The 16,674-nt window shown below is 62.5% G+C and carries 16 protein-coding genes; 10 read left to right on the top strand and 6 right to left on the bottom strand.

The annotated features are described in order from the left end of the window. Window positions 1-25 precede the first annotated feature (25 nt). Window positions 26-406 (top strand): Rid family detoxifying hydrolase, encoded by a 381-nt coding sequence (locus ACFW0H_RS20460; RefSeq protein WP_422915695.1) that lies wholly within the window; start codon window positions 26-28, stop codon window positions 404-406. 343 nt (window positions 407-749) lie between these two features. Here the strand turns inward: ACFW0H_RS20460 and ACFW0H_RS20455 are convergent, their stop codons facing one another. Next, the gene (locus ACFW0H_RS20455; protein WP_422915694.1) at window positions 750-1,715 is read right to left on the bottom strand and encodes a LysR family transcriptional regulator; all 966 of its coding nucleotides are present in this window, start codon (window positions 1,713-1,715) and stop codon (window positions 750-752) included. A gap of 309 nt (window positions 1,716-2,024) precedes the next feature. On the opposite strand from ACFW0H_RS20455, the gene argH reads away from it, so the two are divergent. The 9 genes from argH (at window position 2,025) to ACFW0H_RS20410 (ending at window position 10,792) form a co-directional block, all read left to right on the top strand. Then, a complete protein-coding gene (gene argH, locus ACFW0H_RS20450) occupies window positions 2,025-3,452 on the top strand; it encodes an argininosuccinate lyase (RefSeq protein WP_422915693.1) in 1,428 nt (475 codons plus the stop codon). A 92-nt stretch (window positions 3,453-3,544) separates the two neighbouring features. Further along, complete coding sequence (locus tag ACFW0H_RS20445) at window positions 3,545-4,423, top strand: amino acid ABC transporter permease (RefSeq protein ID WP_422915692.1); 879 nt, start codon at window positions 3,545-3,547, stop codon at window positions 4,421-4,423. A gap of 26 nt (window positions 4,424-4,449) precedes the next feature. After that, on the top strand, window positions 4,450-5,214 hold the full coding sequence (locus ACFW0H_RS20440; RefSeq protein WP_422915691.1) for an amino acid ABC transporter ATP-binding protein: 765 nt from the start codon (window positions 4,450-4,452) through the stop codon (window positions 5,212-5,214). A gap of 32 nt (window positions 5,215-5,246) precedes the next feature. Continuing rightward, complete coding sequence (locus ACFW0H_RS20435) at window positions 5,247-6,065, top strand: ABC transporter substrate-binding protein (RefSeq protein ID WP_422915690.1); 819 nt, start codon at window positions 5,247-5,249, stop codon at window positions 6,063-6,065. A 15-nt stretch (window positions 6,066-6,080) separates the two neighbouring features. After that, complete coding sequence (locus ACFW0H_RS20430; RefSeq protein ID WP_422915689.1) at window positions 6,081-6,929, top strand: polysaccharide deacetylase family protein; 849 nt, start codon at window positions 6,081-6,083, stop codon at window positions 6,927-6,929. Next, window positions 6,922-7,821 carry a polysaccharide deacetylase family protein gene (locus ACFW0H_RS20425; protein ID WP_422915688.1) on the top strand — a complete coding sequence of 300 codons (900 nt, stop codon included), beginning with the start codon at window positions 6,922-6,924 and terminating at the stop codon, window positions 7,819-7,821. The genes ACFW0H_RS20430 and ACFW0H_RS20425 overlap by 8 nt, the downstream gene beginning before the upstream one ends. Further along, entirely contained in the window at window positions 7,818-9,179 is a 1,362-nt protein-coding gene (locus tag ACFW0H_RS20420; RefSeq protein WP_422915687.1) for an MmgE/PrpD family protein, read from the top strand. Before ACFW0H_RS20425 ends, ACFW0H_RS20420 begins: the two co-directional genes overlap by 4 nt. A 95-nt stretch (window positions 9,180-9,274) precedes the next feature. Continuing rightward, on the top strand, window positions 9,275-10,453 hold the full coding sequence (locus ACFW0H_RS20415) for an MFS transporter (RefSeq protein WP_422915686.1): 1,179 nt from the start codon (window positions 9,275-9,277) through the stop codon (window positions 10,451-10,453). 51 nt (window positions 10,454-10,504) lie between these two features. Next, a complete protein-coding gene (locus ACFW0H_RS20410) occupies window positions 10,505-10,792 on the top strand; it encodes a hypothetical protein (protein ID WP_422915685.1) in 288 nt (95 codons plus the stop codon). A 9-nt stretch (window positions 10,793-10,801) separates the two neighbouring features. On the opposite strand, the gene ACFW0H_RS20405 is transcribed toward ACFW0H_RS20410, so the two are convergent. From ACFW0H_RS20405 to proW, 5 genes are all read right to left on the bottom strand, one after another. Further along, the gene (locus ACFW0H_RS20405; protein WP_422915684.1) at window positions 10,802-11,839 is read right to left on the bottom strand and encodes a GlxA family transcriptional regulator; all 1,038 of its coding nucleotides are present in this window, start codon (window positions 11,837-11,839) and stop codon (window positions 10,802-10,804) included. A 187-nt stretch (window positions 11,840-12,026) separates the two neighbouring features. Then, window positions 12,027-13,064 carry a GlxA family transcriptional regulator gene (locus tag ACFW0H_RS20400; protein ID WP_422915760.1) on the bottom strand — a complete coding sequence of 346 codons (1,038 nt, stop codon included), beginning with the start codon at window positions 13,062-13,064 and terminating at the stop codon, window positions 12,027-12,029. A gap of 146 nt (window positions 13,065-13,210) precedes the next feature. Next, window positions 13,211-14,557 carry an MmgE/PrpD family protein gene (locus ACFW0H_RS20395; protein WP_422915683.1) on the bottom strand — a complete coding sequence of 449 codons (1,347 nt, stop codon included), beginning with the start codon at window positions 14,555-14,557 and terminating at the stop codon, window positions 13,211-13,213. A 71-nt stretch (window positions 14,558-14,628) separates the two neighbouring features. Further along, entirely contained in the window at window positions 14,629-15,648 is a 1,020-nt protein-coding gene (gene proX / locus ACFW0H_RS20390; protein WP_422915682.1) for a glycine betaine/L-proline ABC transporter substrate-binding protein ProX, read from the bottom strand. A 56-nt stretch (window positions 15,649-15,704) separates the two neighbouring features. After that, a complete protein-coding gene (gene proW / locus ACFW0H_RS20385) occupies window positions 15,705-16,658 on the bottom strand; it encodes a glycine betaine/L-proline ABC transporter permease ProW (protein WP_422915681.1) in 954 nt (317 codons plus the stop codon). Window positions 16,659-16,674: the final 16 nt, after the last annotated feature.

Below are 16,674 nucleotides of genomic sequence, written 5' to 3'. Positions count from 1 at the left end.
CACATTCCCCACTCAGGAACGCAGCATGCGCAGAATCGCCATTCACAGTGATCAGGCCCCGGCCGCCATCGGTACCTACTCCCAGGCAGTGCAGATGGGAAACCTCGTCTTCCTGACCGGTCAGATCCCGCTAAACCCCACGACCATGGAGCTCGCGGAAGGTATCGAGGCTCAGGTCGTCCAGGTATTCGACAACCTCGAGGCCGTTGCCGCCGCTGCAGGCGGCTCCTTTGCCGACGTCGCCAAGCTCACTATCTACTTGACCGACCTCACCAACTTCGCGGCGGTCAATGAGGCGATGGGGCGCTATTTCGACGCCCCCTACCCGGCTCGCGCGTCGGTTGGCGTGGCCTCTCTGGCCAAGGGTGCCCTCATCGCAGTGGATGCGACGATGGTGATGGACTGACTGCAGCTCGCCGCCCGCTCTGCGGCTGCAGTGCGGGTGGTCTCTGTCCGGGCGAGATTTTCACGGTGATCGATTCGGCCAGATCACTGCGATGAGCGCATTCCGCCAGAAGCGGAACTTCGAAGATGCCGGCGAAGTACCAGGTATTCAAATCCCATCGCCCTCCTGAGACTCCACAACAGCGATATCGCTCAGCTTCGTGGGGGCCTGGCGCCTAGGTTCTTTCATGGGTTGCGGCAACTTCCCCCCGTAGAAACACTGGGGCCGCTCCGTGGACGCTGAAGTGGGACCGTTACTTCACACTTACTGGCCGAATGCCTTCAAGTCTCGATGAGCCCGACCGCTACGCTTCACGTTTGAGATCAATTTTCATGGCGTCGGCAAAAGCCTTGATCAACGGACTGCGCGGAGTGTTATGGCGCAAGATCAGGCAGAAGGCCGTCTGAATGTTGACCACATCGGGGCGAATGGCCCGCAAACGCCCGTCCTTGACGAGTCGATCGGCAAACTGGCAGGGAAGAAAACCAATGAACCTACCGGTCAGGATCAGGATCGCAACGGCTTCAACCTGAGTCGCCAAAGTGGATAGGTTGTCGTGGTCGAAGAACTCTCGCTTGGCCGAGTGGATCGCATAACGGTGATTGACGAAGTTATATTCTTTCAATACTTCAGGATCAATCTCTTCATCTGCCCTATCAAACAACTCATGACCAACCCCGCAGTACAGAATCGATTGCTCCTGGTACATTTCAAAATAATCGAATTCCTCCCTCCGCTGATAAACCGGAACTATTCCCGCAACAAACCGCCCTTCGACAACGCCGCGCTCGACTTCATCCAACTGAGACACACTCAAGCGCATCCTGACCTTGGGCGCTTCATCGGCGATCAACCTTAGCGCCGAAATCAACAAAGAGTTCGGATCGAATATCGTATTGTCGATCACGCCAATACTGAGATCACCAATGAGTTCGTTCTGGGCGCAACTTATCCGGTCGCGAAAGTTGTCCACCGAGTTGAACAACTCGATGGAAGCCTGATACACCACCTGCCCCTCGTCAGTCAGGCTGAAGCCTTCTCGCCCGCGGCTGCACAGGCGCATACCGATGCGGATCTCAAGGTCCGAAATCTGTTTGCTGATGGCCGCGAGGCCGACATTCAACTCGTTCTGCGCCGCGCTGAAGCCGCCTGCCTCCACGACTGCCTTGAACACTTTGAGCAGTTTGAAGTCCTGTCCGCTCAGCGCCATGGGGGCTCGATTTCTTGTCTTCCCGGGCAGGTTTCCGGGTATGGAAAGTGAGGTTTCCATGATGATTATTTACCTCGTGGTCGGCATGCAACAGGCTAGATCCCACAACAAGAAATCAGCCGGCCCAATCATCATGAACACATACAACGGCGCATTGCAACTCACTTCAAATCCCTGTCTTCAGCCGCAACTGGCTGAATACTCTAATTTTTTATCCTGCCCATACGGACAGGAACTCCTACTTATCTCCATCCTGCCCAAATACCTTTCATCGACAGTGACTTTCAGGTACTCACGCGTGCGCTGAATAGCACTTCCAAGTATTTGGAAGCATTCGTTTTAAATCTAAAAGAGCGAGGAAGAACAACAATGACTCAACCCACCGATCGCCTTTGGGGTGCCCGTTTCAAGAGCGGCCCGTCCGCAGCCCTGGCAGCGCTTTCGCGCTGCCCCGACCGCTACTTTCAACTGGCTCCCTACGACCTCGCCGGTTCCCGGGCGCATGCCCGCGAACTGCAACGAGCCGGCCTGCTTGACGAGGCTGAAACCCAGCGCATGCTGGAAGCGATCAACGGGATCGACGACGACTTCCGCGCCGGCCGCATCACCCCCACGGCGGACGACGAAGACGTGCATACCTTCATCGAGCGCGTGCTGACCGAACGCCTGGGCGCCCTGGGTGGCAAGCTCCGTGCCGGCCGCTCGCGAAATGACCAGGCCTCCAACGACCTGCGCCTGTTCCTGCGTGATCATGCCCGCAAGCTGGCCCAGCAGGTGCTGGACCTGCAGGACGCGCTGGTGGAACAGGCCGAACAGCATGTCGAGACCATCTGCCCCGGCTTCACCCACCTGCAGCAGGCTCAGCCCATCACCTTCGCCCACCAGTTGCTGGCCCATGGGCAAGCCATGCTGCGCGATGTGCAGCGCCTGGTCGACTGGGACGCACGCAGCGCATTGTCGCCCTTGGGCGCAGCAGCCATGGCCGGCTCGGCGATCGCCCGCCAGCCGCAGCAGTCCGCCCACGAGATGGGTTACTCCGCGCCCTGCGAAAACTCCATCGATGCGGTGGCCAGCCGTGACCACGTCGCCGAGTTCCTGTTCGTGGCCAGCATGCTGGGCATCAACATCTCGCGCCTGTCGGAAGAGTTCTGCCTGTGGTCCTCGCGCCAGTTCCGCTGGATCGACCTGGACGACGCCTATGCCACCGGCAGCTCGATCATGCCGCAGAAGAAGAATCCCGACATCGCCGAACTGTCGCGGGGCAAGGCCGGACGGCTGATCGGCAACCTGACCGGGCTGCTCTCCACGCTGAAATCCCTGCCGCTGTCCTACAACCGCGATCTCAGCGAAGACAAGAACGAGGTCCTGGATACCCTCGAAACCCTGGGGCTGGTACTGCCTGCCATGGCTGGCATGGTTCGTACCATGCGTGTTCGTACCGACGAACTACGCCGTCAGGCTCCGCTCGGTTTCACCCTGGCGACCGAAGTCGCCGACTGGCTGGCGGTACGCGGCGTGCCCTTCAAGGAGGCCCACGAGATTACCGGCGCACTGGTGCGTGCCTGCGAGGAGCAGGACATCGAGCTGTGGGAAGCCAGTCCCGCCACCCTGGCGGACATCGATGCACGCCTGACCCCGGACGTGCGTGACAGCCTGACCCTCGAAGCCGCGATCGCCGCTCGCAGTGGCTGGGGCGGCACGGCTCCAGAGCGTGTCCGCGAACAGATCGCCCGGTTGAAATCGGCCCTGGAAGGCCAACGCGAGTGGACCGCCAACTACACCGGCCCGCGCCTCTGAGCCGTGCCCGAATGAAGCGCGCCCACCTGGTGCGCGCTTTCCAGATAGACCGATAAGCCGCAGCGCTCTCGCGCCGCCTTCGGAGCAACACCATGAGTCAACTACAAGCACAACGCCTTGCCGCCGAGCGCAAGCAACTGGAAAACGAGTTCGACATCACCCAGTACGAGCACGTGCCACGGCGCTACTACGGACGCATGTTCTTCGCCACGCTGATCGTCGTCCTGCTGGTCGGCCTCGGGAACGCCTTCGCCAAGGGCCAGATCGAATGGTCCTACGTTGGCCAGTTCCTGACGTCCGAAGCGATTCTCTTCGGCCTGCTGAACACCATCGTGATGTCCGTGCTGGCCATGGCCCTCGGGATCATCTTCGGGGTGGTCACGGCGATCATGCGCATGTCGCACAACCCCATCCTGCAGTACGTCGCCCTGGCCTACACCTGGCTGTTCCGCGGCACGCCGCTGATCCTGCAACTGTTGCTGTGGTTCAACCTGGCGCTGATCTTCCCGACCATCAGCATTCCCGGCCTCTTCCAGATCGAGACCGTGACGGTGATGACGCCCTTCGTCGCCGCGCTGCTCGGCCTGAGCATCAACCAGGGTGCCTACACCGCCGAAGTGGTGCGTGCCGGCCTGCTGTCGGTCGATACCGGCCAGTACGAAGCGGCCAAGTCCATCGGCATGCCGCGCCTGCAGTCGCTCAAGCGGATCATCCTGCCCCAGGCCATGCGCATCATCATTCCGCCGGTGGGCAACGAGTTCATCGGCATGGTGAAGATGACCAGTCTGGCCAGCGTCATCCAGTACTCCGAGCTGCTGCATAACGCCCAGAACATCTACTACGCCAATGCGCGCGTCATGGAGCTGCTGATCGTCGCGGGCATCTGGTACCTCGCCGTCGTCACCGTCCTGTCGCTCGGCCAGAGCCGCCTGGAACGTTACTTCGCCAAAGGCGCAGGCAAGCGCTCCTGATCGCCCACGTCGAGAGAGATATCCCCATGAGAAGCATCGTCAAGGCTGTCGGCCTGAACAAGTACTACGGCGATTTCCACGCCCTCAAAGACATCAACCTGGAGATCGAGCAAGGCGAAGTCCTGTGCGTGATCGGCCCCTCCGGTTCGGGCAAGAGCACCTTCCTGCGCTGCATCAACCAGCTCGAGAAGGTCGACAAGGGCGGCCTCTGGGTCGATGGCGAACTGGTGGGCTACCGCATGGTCGGTCGCAAGCTCTACGAGCTCAACGAGACCCAGATCGCCCGCCAGCGCCTGGCCACCGGCATGGTCTTCCAACGCTTCAACCTGTTCCCGCACATGACCGTGCTGGAGAACGTCATCGAAGGTCCCTGCCAGGTGCTCAAGCGCTCCCCCAAGGAAGCGACCGAAGACGCAGTCGAACTCCTGGCCCGCGTGGGCCTGGCCGACAAGCGCAATCACTACCCCATTCAGCTTTCCGGCGGTCAGCAGCAGCGGGTTGCCATCGCGCGTGCCCTGGCCATGCGGCCGAAGCTGATGCTGTTCGACGAACCCACCTCCGCACTCGACCCGGAACTGGTCGGTGAGGTGCTCTCGGTCATGCGTGATCTCGCCAAAAGCGGGATGACCATGGTCGTTGTAACCCACGAACTGGGATTCGCCCGCGAGGTTTCCAACCGCGTGGTGTTCATGGATGACGGCCAGGTCGTGGAAAGCGGAAGCCCCGAAGAGGTCTTGCTGACCCCACAAAACCCACGAACCCAAAACTTCATTTCTGCCGTTCGCGCCTAGTCGCCAATAACAATCTCAAGAGAACGACGTACATGAAAAAACTGATCCTCACCTCCGTATTGATGGGCCTCGCCGTTTCCGCGCAGGCATCCGCAGAACTCCCGGCAGCCATCAAGGAAAAAGGCGAAATCGTTGCGGCGATCATGCCCAACTACCCACCCATGGATTTCAAGGACCCGGCCACCAACGAGCTCACCGGCCTCGATTACGAACTGGGTAACGCATTGGCCGAGCGCCTGGGCGTGAAAATCAAATGGCAGGAAACCGCCTTCGAGCAGATGGTCAGCGCGCTGACCACCAAGCGTGTCGACATCATCCTCTCCGGCATGACCGACACCGTGGAGCGGCAGAAAGCGGTCACCTTCGTCAACTACTTCACCAGCGGCCCGCAGTTCTACACGCTGCAGAATCGTACTGACCTCAATGAGAGTACCGACCTCTGCGGCAAGAAAGTGGGCACCAGCCGACGCACCACGTTCCCGGCTGACATCGCCGCCTGGAGCAAGGCCAATTGCGAAGCGACAGGCAAACCGGCTGTGATCGTGGTCGGCTCCGAAGGCAGCGCCGATGCCCGTGCCCAACTTCGCCAGCGCCGCCTGGACGCGGCCATGCAAGGCAGCGAAACCCTCCCGTACATCATGTCCCTGGAGAAGGACACCTTCAAAGCCGTGGGCACCCCGATCACCTCGCAGTTGACCGGCCTCGGCGTGAGCAATGCCAACCCCGAACTGGCCCAGGCCGTAGCGGCTGCTCTGCAGAGCATGATCGCCGATGGCAGCTATCAGGCCATCCTGAAGAAATGGGACCTCGAGGAAGGCGCCATCGAGCGCGTGACCATCAACGGCAAGTAAGCTCGGAACGCACTCATGTCCCCCTCGACAACCCCTCACTGGCCCGGCGAAAGCCGGGCCTGCATGGCCCTGGCCTTCGACGTGGATGGTCCGACCGGAGATGCGATGCTCGACGGATCGATCTGGCGCAAACCCGAGTACTTCGGCTTCGGCAGCTACGATCCCTATCGAGCCCTGCCACGCATCCTCGATCTGCTCGACGCCGTCCGCATCCCGGCAACGTTCTTCGTACCCGCATGGGTCGTGGAGAATTGGCCACGGCAATGCCGGGCGATCGTCGAGCGGGGACATGAAGTGGCCTACCACGGCTACAAGCACGAGTCCTTCTATGCCCTTGAGCTGCAAGCGCAGCGCCAGGTGATTGAGAAGTGCCGGGACGTCTTCTGGAATGTGCTGGGTATCCGCGCGGAAGGATTCCGCACACCGTCCGGAGATTGGCACACCCACACTCCCGGCATGCTCCTGGACGCTGGCGTGATCTACTCCAGCAGCATGCGCGGCGATGATCGCCCTTACCTGGTCAAGGTCGCCGGACACTCCCGACCGCTGGTGGAAATCCCCGGCCACTGGGAGCTCGACGACTATGCCTCCCTTGCCTACACCAAGGGACCGAACTTCCCTTCCGGGCTGGACCGCACGGCCAGCTATGAACTGACCCTCGATAACTGGTGTCGCGAGTTCGACGGCGCCATGGACGAAGGACTGTGCCTGACCACGCTGTTCCACCCGAAGATCACCGGAAAACCCGGCCGGCTCCTGCTGCTGGAACGCCTCTTCGAACATATGCGCCAACGTGACGATGTGTGGTTCGCCACCTGCCGCGACGTTGCGCAATGGACGCTCAAGGAGCACGGCAATGACTGACCTGCCAATCTGGCCCGCGCCCTATCGCTGCGCCGTGGTGGTCACCGTCGACTACAACGACGTTCACGGCATTCTCACCCAGGCACCTGCTGTTGCCGGCCGCGACAAGACACTGTCCGTCTGGCGCTATGGCACCACGCGTGGCGTAGCGCGCCTGCTGGGCACCTTGGCCGACCTGAACGTGCGCAGCTCCTGGTGCATTCCCGGCATAGTCGCCGAGGAAAACCCGGATCGGATCGATGCGATTCTCAATGGCGGACACGAGATCGCCTGTGCCGGCTACCGGCACCAGGATTACGATCAGCTCAGCCTCGCTGAGCAGGAAGCCGAGCTGGAGCGCGGCTGCAACGTCCTGACCAGGCTCACCGGGTGCAAGCCACGAGGTTTCCGCTTGCCCGCGGGCAATTGGGCACCCGGTTTCCCCGAGGCCATGCGCCGCCAGGGCATTGTCTGGTCGTCGTCCCTGCGCGGTGATGATCTGCCCTTTGCGCACCGGCAAACGGTTCCCGGCAGCCCGCCATTGATTGAACTGCCCCTGCACTACGAGCTGGAGGACGAACCCTATTTCGCCTTCAACCTCAGCCCGGCGGTGCCCCCCGCGCAATCGCGCATCGCCTCCTACAGCCACACCCTGAAGAACATGCAGATGGACTTCGCCGGGTTCCACCGCTACGGCCTCTGCTACGTGCTGCGCCTGCACCCCGAAATCATCGGCACCCCCGGCCGCATCGGATTGCTGCGCGAACTGCTGGAAGGCATCCGGCAGCACCCGGACGTCTGGTTCGCCACCGCCGAGGACGTGGCGCAGTGGTGGGCACAATCCGGCCCCGCGCTGCCCGATGATCATCCTGCCGCTGTTTACGCACGCCATATCCCGGAGCATCAACTGTGACTGAACGCTTCCAAAAACTGGTCCGCTTCGTGGTCGAGACCCGCTTCGACGACCTGCCCCGGTCCCTGGTCGAGAAGGCCAAACGGCACATCCTGGACACCTTCGGCGCGACCCTGGCGGGTGCCGACAGTGACATCTTCAAGGCCTCCTACCAGCTTTGCGTACAGCACGAAGCGCCCGGCAGTACCGTGCTCTGGGGCACCTGCCATTGCGCCAGTCCGCGCAATGCAGCCTTGCTGAACGGCATTGCCGCCCACGCCCTGGAACTGGACGATGCCGGTGGCTGCGACCATTCCGGCGCTGTGGTCCTGCCCGCCGTGATGGCTGCGCTGCAGGCGAGCGGCAAGGCGATATCCGGCAAGGAACTGCTGGTGGCCGTGGTCATCGGTTACGAAGTCGGCCGACGTGTGCTCGAAGCCTGCGGCAGTTACTCGGCCCACAACGGTGCCGGCTGGCACTCCACCGCGACCTGCGGTGTCTTCGGTGCAGCCGCGGCTTGTGCGCGGGTATTCGGGCTGGACCAGGCGCAGACCCTCTCCGCACTGGGTATCGCCGGCAGCTTCAGTGGTGGCCTGTGGGCATTCATCCACGACGGCTCCCAGACCAAGAAGCTGCACACCGGCCGCGCAGCGGAGGGTGGTTTGCTCGCCGTCATGCTGGCGCAGCAAGGGATTACCGGACCGTCTTACCTCTTCGACGATGTCTGGGGTGGATTCCTCAAGACCCTGGCCGGCGACGACGCCGAGCCGGAGGCCCTGGACGAAACCCTCGGCGAAATCTGGAAGCTGGCGCGTTGCTCCATCAAACCCTACGCCTCGTGTCGTGGCACCCATGCCGCCATCGATGCCGTGGGATTGCTGATGGCAAAGCTGGACATCAAGCCCGACCAGATAGCCGAAATCCGCGTGGAGATGTGTGAGTTCCTCAAGGACATGTGTGGGCATACCCGCATCGAGACGCTCGCCTCGGCACAGATGAGCCTGCCGTACGCACTGGCGGCCAGGCTCACCTTCGGCCACGCGGGGCTGGATGCCTACGAGGACAACTGCCGGGAGAGTCCGGCGATCGCTTCCTGGTTCGAGCGCATCAACCTTGATGTGAACCCCACCCTGTCCGAAGACGGTGAACCCATCGTCACCCTGCGCACCTGCGACGGCCGAGAGGCCAGTCTGTGCGTTGAAGTGGCGCTTGGTGCCCCCGGCAATCCCATCAGCGATGAGGCCCTGCTGGACAAGTTCCACAGCCTGGCGAACCGCGTGCTCCCGCCTACCCAGGTCGCGGAGCTGGCCAATCTTCTCCTGACACTGGAAGACGTGCCCTCCACCGCGAAGCTTCCCGAGCTGCTCTCAGCCGCATAGCGCAATCACGAATGCCTGGCCTTGTGAACGAGGCCAGGCATTGAGTTGACGCTCCCGCCCGAGACTGCAGGACGTTAAGGACAGACAGGATTTCTGTGACTACTTACTCGCTCGTCATTCGCCGGCTGATGGTGTGCTCGCTGACCATCGTCATCAGTCGCGCCATCACCAGCCCCTTGCTGGCACTGTTCATCAGTACGCAACTGGGTCTGGACCAGAAGGACGTCGGCTTGTTGGTCGGCATCGCCGCTTTCACCGGCACCCTGCTCGGCCTCTACGGCGGCTATGTCGTGGACCGCTTCGAGAAGCGCCGGCTGCTGATCCTGGCGATGCTTTCCAGCGCCATTGGATTCCTTCTGCTGACTTTTGCCAGCAACACGTACCTCGCAACGCTCACCCTGGTGATCACCGAATCGGCCGCAGCGCTGTTCGTCATTGGCTCCAAGGCGATCCTCAGCGACAACCTTCCCGTGGAGCAGCGGGCCAAGGCCTTCTCCTTCCGCTACACCCTGACCAACATCGGCTACGCCACCGGCCCGATGCTGGGCGTGGTGATCGCCGGCGTCCAGCCATTGGCGCCCTTCTGGACGGCCAGCGCCATCGCCTTCCTGAGCATTTTCCTGATGAGCGGGGTGCCGCCCAGCAAGCGCGCCGACGCCGCCAGCCAAGCCCGGCCACCGAGCTTCCTGGTAACCCTGGCCACGTTGAAAAGCGACCGCACCCTGGTGCTCTTCACCCTGGGCAGCCTGCTGAACGCCGTGGTTCATGGGCGATTCACCATCTACCTGTCGCAGTACCTGCTGGTGGGTTACCAGGCCGACGACGCCATGCAAATCCTCTCGGCGGTGCTGGCCTGCAACGCCATTACCGTGATCGTCCTGCAGTACCAGTTCGGCAGGCTGCTCAAGCGAGAGCAGCTGCCATTCTGGATGGGCGCCGGCTCGGTCCTGTTCATCGGCGGCCTGCTGGGCTTCATCTACGCCGAAAACATGGTCAGCTGGTGCGTGGCGATGTTCGTGTTCACCCTGGGTGAAATGATCGTGCTACCCGGCGAATACCTGTTCATCGACACCATCGCACCGGAGCACCTGCGTGGCAGCTACTACGGTGCGCAGAATCTCGCTGCGCTGGGTGGCGCGCTCAGCCCCATCTTGTGTGGCTACCTGCTGACCCATTCCGCCCCGGGCAGCATGTTCCTTGTGTTGATGGGGCTCGCGGCCATGGGCGGGCTGCTCTGCTTCGCGACCGGCAGGCTCGCCCGAAGCCGGACGTGACCCGCCCCGCATGGATCGATGCTTCGCGTGGCCGGAGCGAAAGGTAGTGACATGAACAAACACCAGGAATTCCGCTTCATCAACGGCGCCCCGAAACGGCTGTTGCTGGTCATCGAACCGAAGTCCAGCGAGTTCTGGATCGAAAGCCACGCCATGGTGAGGATTCTGGTGGAAGGGGAAAACACGCCAGCCACTCTGGATGTCGAGTACCTCTCCGGCGGCATGGTGGTTTACACCTCCGAGGGGAGTCGCGTGCAGGTCTTTCAGAATGACCGTCGCCTTCCGCAGGAAAGACGCTCCAAGCGGATGGCATCGAGGTTGAATCGCCAGAATTCCTAGCGGATGGGTTCAGACCTTGAAATGGGTACGTGCGCGGAACTGGCCCGGGGCGATATCGAACATTTCGCGGAAGCAGCGGTGGAAATGCGGGAGGGTGGCGAATCCGCTGGCTACGGCTATTTCGATCAGGGATTTGTTGGTGTGCTGCAGCAACTGGCGCGCGTGGGTGAGGCGCAGCTCCAGGTAGTAGCGCGGCGGTGTGGCCTTGACGTGGCGCCGGAACAGTCGTTCGAGGTGGCGCCGGGAGATGCCCACGTAACGCGCGATCTCACCTATTTCTATGGGGTCCTCGATGTTGCTGTGCATCAGTTCAAGTGCGAGTTTGAGGGTTCGCGGCAAGGTCGGATCGAAGTCGATGGACACCACCGAGACGTCGACTATGTCGCGCTTCTTGTCGCAGCTCAGTACATCCTCCACGGCATTGAGCAGCTCCTGACCGGCACTGGCGCGCACCACCTCCAGCATCATGCCCAGGGAACTGTTGGCGCCGGCACAGCTGATCCGCTTGCGGTCAAGCACGTGGGAATGGCTGGTCACGGTCACCTTGGGGAACAGCTCGGACATCATCGCCCGGCCGTCCGGATGAAAGGCGCACTCATGACCATCCAGCAATCCGGCCTCGGCCAGGAAGTAGGCGCCGTTCCAGAGGCCGCCAAGCACCGCCCCCGCCGCGTCGGCCTGGCGCAGCTTGGCCCTCAGCACGGGTTCGGTCTCGAGGCGGACACGGAATCCACCACAGACGACGACGATGTCCTGGCCCTTCTCGTCCAGCTCGGCCAGGGTGCAATCGGTGGAAATGGAGATGCCCAGGTCGCTCACCACCAGATTGCTGTCGCCACCGACCACCAGGACTTCGAACAGCGGAGTCGAACTCATGAGGTTGGCCGTGACCAGGGCATCCACCGCACCGGTGAAGGCCATCATCGAGAAGTGCTCGCGCAGGATGAAGGAGACGCGGCGTACCGGAGTGGTCAACCCTGCGCGGCTGGCCTTGTCCAGATGGGCCAGGTTCTTGCTCTTCAATACGCTCTCGAAGGACGTTCTCATGTCTCGGCTCACGGGCATTCAGGGTACGAATCGACAATCCCCCTGCTGATACTCGGCTCCCGGCCCGCAGGACGGTACCAGCGGCGTCAGCTTCTCACAGTTGGGACCGCCCGACAGTGCCACAATCGCCGCTTCCTTTTCCCGCCGCGACGCCGTGCCCGGACTGATCGTGACCAGTAAGTTTCCTTCAAACCCTGAAATGGGTACGTGCGCGGAACTGACCCGGGGCGATGTCGAACTTTTCACGAAAGCAGCGACTGAAGTGCGGAAGGGTCGAAAATCCGCTCGCCACGGCTATCTCGGTCAAGGACTTGTTGGTGTGCTGCAAGAGCTGACGCGCGTGCGTGAGGCGCAGTTCCATGTAGTAGCGCGGCGGTGTCGCCTTGACGTATCGCCGGAACAGGCGTTCCAGGTGTCGCCTGGAAATGCGCGCATAGCGCGCGATCTCGAGGATATCTATCGGATCCTCGATATTGCTGTGCATCAGCTCCAGGGCGAGCTTGAGGGTTCGCGGCAAGGTTGGATCGAAGTCGATCGACACGACTGAAACATCAAGGGTTTCCCGCATCTTGTCGCAGCCCAGGACTTCCTCCACCGCGTCCAGCAGATCCTGGCCGGCACTGTGCCCCACCACTTCCAGCATCATGCCCAGCGAGCTGTTCGCACCCGCGCAGCTCATTCGCTTGCGGTCGAGCACGTGGGAATGGGTGGTCACATTCACTTTGGGAAAGACCTCGGACATCATCGCCCGCCCGTCCGGATGAAACGCGCATTCATGGCCATCCAGCAGACCGGCCTCGGCAAGGAAGTAAGCACCGTTCCAGAGGCCACCAAGCACTGCGCCCGCCGCGTCGGCGTGACGCAGCTTCGCCCTGAGCAGCGGCTCACTCTGGAGGCGGACGCGGAATCCGCCACACACCACAAGGATGTCCTGCTGCTTCTCGTCCAATTCCGCCAGGGTGCAATCGGTGGAAATGGCGATCCCCAGGTCGCTCACGACCAGATTGCTTTCGCCACCGACCACCAGAACCTCGAACACCGGCGTCGAACTCATGAGGTTGGCCGTGACCAAGGCATCCACCGCACCGGTGAAGGCCATCATCGAGAAATGCTCACGCAGGATGAAAGCCACGCGGCGTACGGGCGTTGTCAGTCCTGCGCGGCAGGCCCTGTCCAGATGGGCAAGGTTCTTGCTCTTCAACACACTCTCGAATGACGTTCTCATCTTTTCGACTCGCAGCTGTTCAGGAATCACATCAAGGCCACCCCTTTCCTGGTAGCGGCCCTTCCCCCGGCTCGAAGTGCCGGACAGCCCCCATCGGGCAAGAGTGCCCACAGCATGCGGGCTGACTGGCAGCCCGCAGCCTGTCGTCAAACCGCGCCAGCCGGCTCGAACAGCAAGGCAAACAGCTTCTCGCAGCTGGGACTCCCCGGTAATGCCGCGATTGCCTGTTCGATTTCGCGCCGCTGCCCGTCGTCCAGACTGATGCCGGCCAGCAGGTCGAACTTGGCGAGGAATTCCGCGCGGGTCATGGCCGTTTCGGGGTCGCCCTTGGCGGCGGTGATCGGACTGGTCAGGACCTGGCCATCCTTGAGCCAGACCAGGACCCGCGAAAGGATTTCGTTGGGGAAGCGTACGGAGAGCTCATCGCTCTCGACGATTTCGATCCGCTGACTCACCGCGAGGATGTCGGGCGCGTGAATCGCTTCGCCCGTCACTTCCAGCGGCCCGACCTGTCCGCGCACCACCAGGGCCGCCAACGGGAAGGCCAGCGCGTACTGGGCTTCGTCGGCGTTGGCCGGGGTATGCCCCTGCAGGCGCATGGATTCGTGGAAAGTCTGCACCTGGATCTGCTCGATGTTCTCACCCCGGATCTGCGGATGCTCGGCCATCAGCGCGGTCATGGCGGTGAGGGCCGGCTGGGCCCAGCGGCAGACCGGCCAGGGCTTGAAGTACTGGGCGTCGATCTCCCAACGCTCGCCAAGGTCCTGCCAGTAAGGGGCCACCGCCTCGTCTTCCACCGTCTCGGCCGGCGCCCCGGTGAGGCCGGCTTCGGCCAGCAACAGCGCATTGAGTCCGGCATAGGCCCCGGCGCCATGGGCATCACGCAGCATCGAGGGGTGATCGACCAGGCGCATCATCGGGCAGCGCGGGCCGAAGTATTCAGCGATGCCCAGGGCATGACGGAAGCGCTGCTCGTCCAGCCCCAGGAGTCGTGCGCCACCGCATACCACGCCTACACCGGAAAAAGCCCCGGAGGCATGGTATTCAGGAGCGGTTGCCATCAGCGCGGCGCCGGCCCGCAGCGCCGTCTCGTAGCCGATGCAGAGGGCGCTGAGCAGTTCCTCGCCGCTGATGGTCCTGCCCTGCTCGCGGCAAGCATCGACCAGCGCCAGCAAGGCCGGCACCACGGTCGCCCCAGCGTGCCCCTTGGAGGTGAAATGGCCTTCATGGGCATCCAGGCTGTCAACGCTGAAGCCCCCAGCCCAAGCGGCCCCAAGCGGGTGCACCGGGCGGCCGTCGAACAGCAGGCGGCTGGCCAGTTTTCCGGCCGGGTAATGGCTCAGCGCGTAATGCTTGAGTGTCTGGCTGGTGTGATTGTCACGCGCACCGGCGGCAACACCGAGGATATCCAGCAAGCAGGTCTGCAACAGCTCGCGGGTATGGGACGGTGCGTCGCGGAAACGGAAATCGCGGACGAACGAATAGAGCGACATGCGGGGGCTCCACCGACGAAGTTGGGCAAGGGGGAAGGTAGGGGTGCCCGCATGGCGGGCACCTGGGACGCTTACTGGTTGGCGGCGGCTCGCGATGCCTGCAGCCAGGCGTCGAACTGCTGGCGATGCGCGGCGACCCACTCCTTGGCATGACGCTGGATGTCGGCGGGCCTCTTCTCGCCCTGCTGCATCTTCAGGTTCTGTGCACTCTCGTCGTCGGTGCTGATCTGCACCAGCGAGAGAAACTTCACAGCCGCCGGGTTCTCCTCGGCGAAGTCCTTGTTCAGCACAGCCACGACCTTGTCCACGGCGAACCCGAGGTTCTTGCCCTTGTACATGGTGTCCACGTCGTTGTTGCCGTCCGGCAGGTCGGTCTTCGGCACTTCCAGCCAGACCACGTCCGTGTTCTCGACCAGCACGCTGGCGATCCACTGCGGCACCCAGGTGAAGTACAGGATCGGCTTGCCTTCCTTGTAGCGGGTGATGGTGTCGGCCATCAGGGCGAAGTACGAGCCCTGGTTGACGTGCACGCTCTTGTCCAGGTCATACGCCTTCATGTGGTGGGAGATGACCAACTCACAACCCCAGCCCGGGTTGCAGCCCGTCAAATCGGCCTTGCCGTCGCCGTCGGTGTCGAACAGCTTGGCGATCTCCGGCTTTTTCAAGTCGGTGATGTACTTGATGTTGTATTGGTCCGCGGTTTTCTTGTCGATCAGGTAGCCCTGGCTGACACCCGGCAGGATGTCGCCGGTCTTGACCATCACCTCGTCACCGCCGGCCTGCTGGTAGAACTTGTCGTGCAGCTTTTCCCACAGGTGCACGGTGAAATCGGCATCGCCATTGGCCAGGGCCACCATCATCACGCCGTACTCGGTCTCCTTCGGCTCCTGGACGTCGTAGCCCAGTTCACGCAGGCCTTCCATCGCCACCTCGCCGCGGAAGCGCTCTTCGGCGATGGAGGGGAAGATCGGCGTGACCTCGACGCCCTCGCCGGGCTTGTCGGCCGAAGCGCTGGCACTCAGGGCGGCGACCGTCAGGGACAGGGCGGTGGCGCATTGCAGGAGGCTGCGGGAGAACTTGGATCGATGCATCGTCTCGTACCTTTTTTGTGGCTTTTTGTCGGGTTCGGCAGATCGAATCAGTCAGCTCAGGCGGTCTTGCGCCGCCCGGTGGATTGCCCGGCACCGCACAGGCGCAGCAGCGCGCCAACGGGGCCGGTGTGGTACCAGCGCAGGCTGGGGTCGGCGCTGGTGCGCGCACCCATGGCCTGGGTAAGGCGGTCGAGGAAGATGGCCAGCAACACCAGCCCTACCCCGCCGACGGTGGCCAGGCCCATGTCCAGGCGACCGATGCCGCGCAGGACCATCTGCCCCAGGCCGCCAACCGAGATCATCGAGGCGATCACCACCATCGACAGTGACAGCATCAGGGTCTGGTTCATGCCGGCCATGATGGTCGAGGTGGCCAGCGGCAACTGCACGCGGGTCAGCATCTGCCGTGGGGTGCAGCCAAAGGCGCGGGCGGCCTCGATCTTGTCTTCGGGCACCTGGCGGATGCCCAGGTTGGTCAGGCGCACCAGCGGTGGCAAGGCGAACACGATGGTCACCAGCACGCCTGGCACGTCGCCGATGCCGAACAGCATCACCACGGGCACCAGGTAGACGAAGGCCGGCAGGGTCTGCATGGCGTCGAGCACAGGCCGCACCACGCGCTCCATGTGGTCGCTGCGGGCGCAGAGAATACCCAGCGGGATGCCGATCACGGCGCAGAAGAACACCGAGGTCAGCACCAGCGCCAGGGTGGTCATGGACTCCGACCATACGCCGATCAGGCCGAGCAGCGTCAGGGTGACGAAGCAAAGCAGTGCCATGCGCTTGCCGGCCAGCTGCCAGCCAAGCAAGGAGGACAGGATGATGCCGATGCTCGGCGGGATGCTCTGCAGGACGTACTCGATGCCATTGAGCACCTGGTCGATAGGCCAGCGGATGGCACGGAATACATCACGGAAATTGTGCACCAGGAAATTCAGGGTGGTTTCCACCCAGTCACCCAATGGGATGTTTGCGGTTTGGAACGGATCGAGAAGACTGAACTCTGACATGCTGGCTACCTATTCT

The organism is Metapseudomonas cellulosilytica, from assembly GCF_049334135.1.
Lineage (GTDB): Bacteria > Pseudomonadota > Gammaproteobacteria > Pseudomonadales > Pseudomonadaceae > Metapseudomonas.
This window is presented reverse-complemented; position numbering and strand designations above follow the sequence as displayed.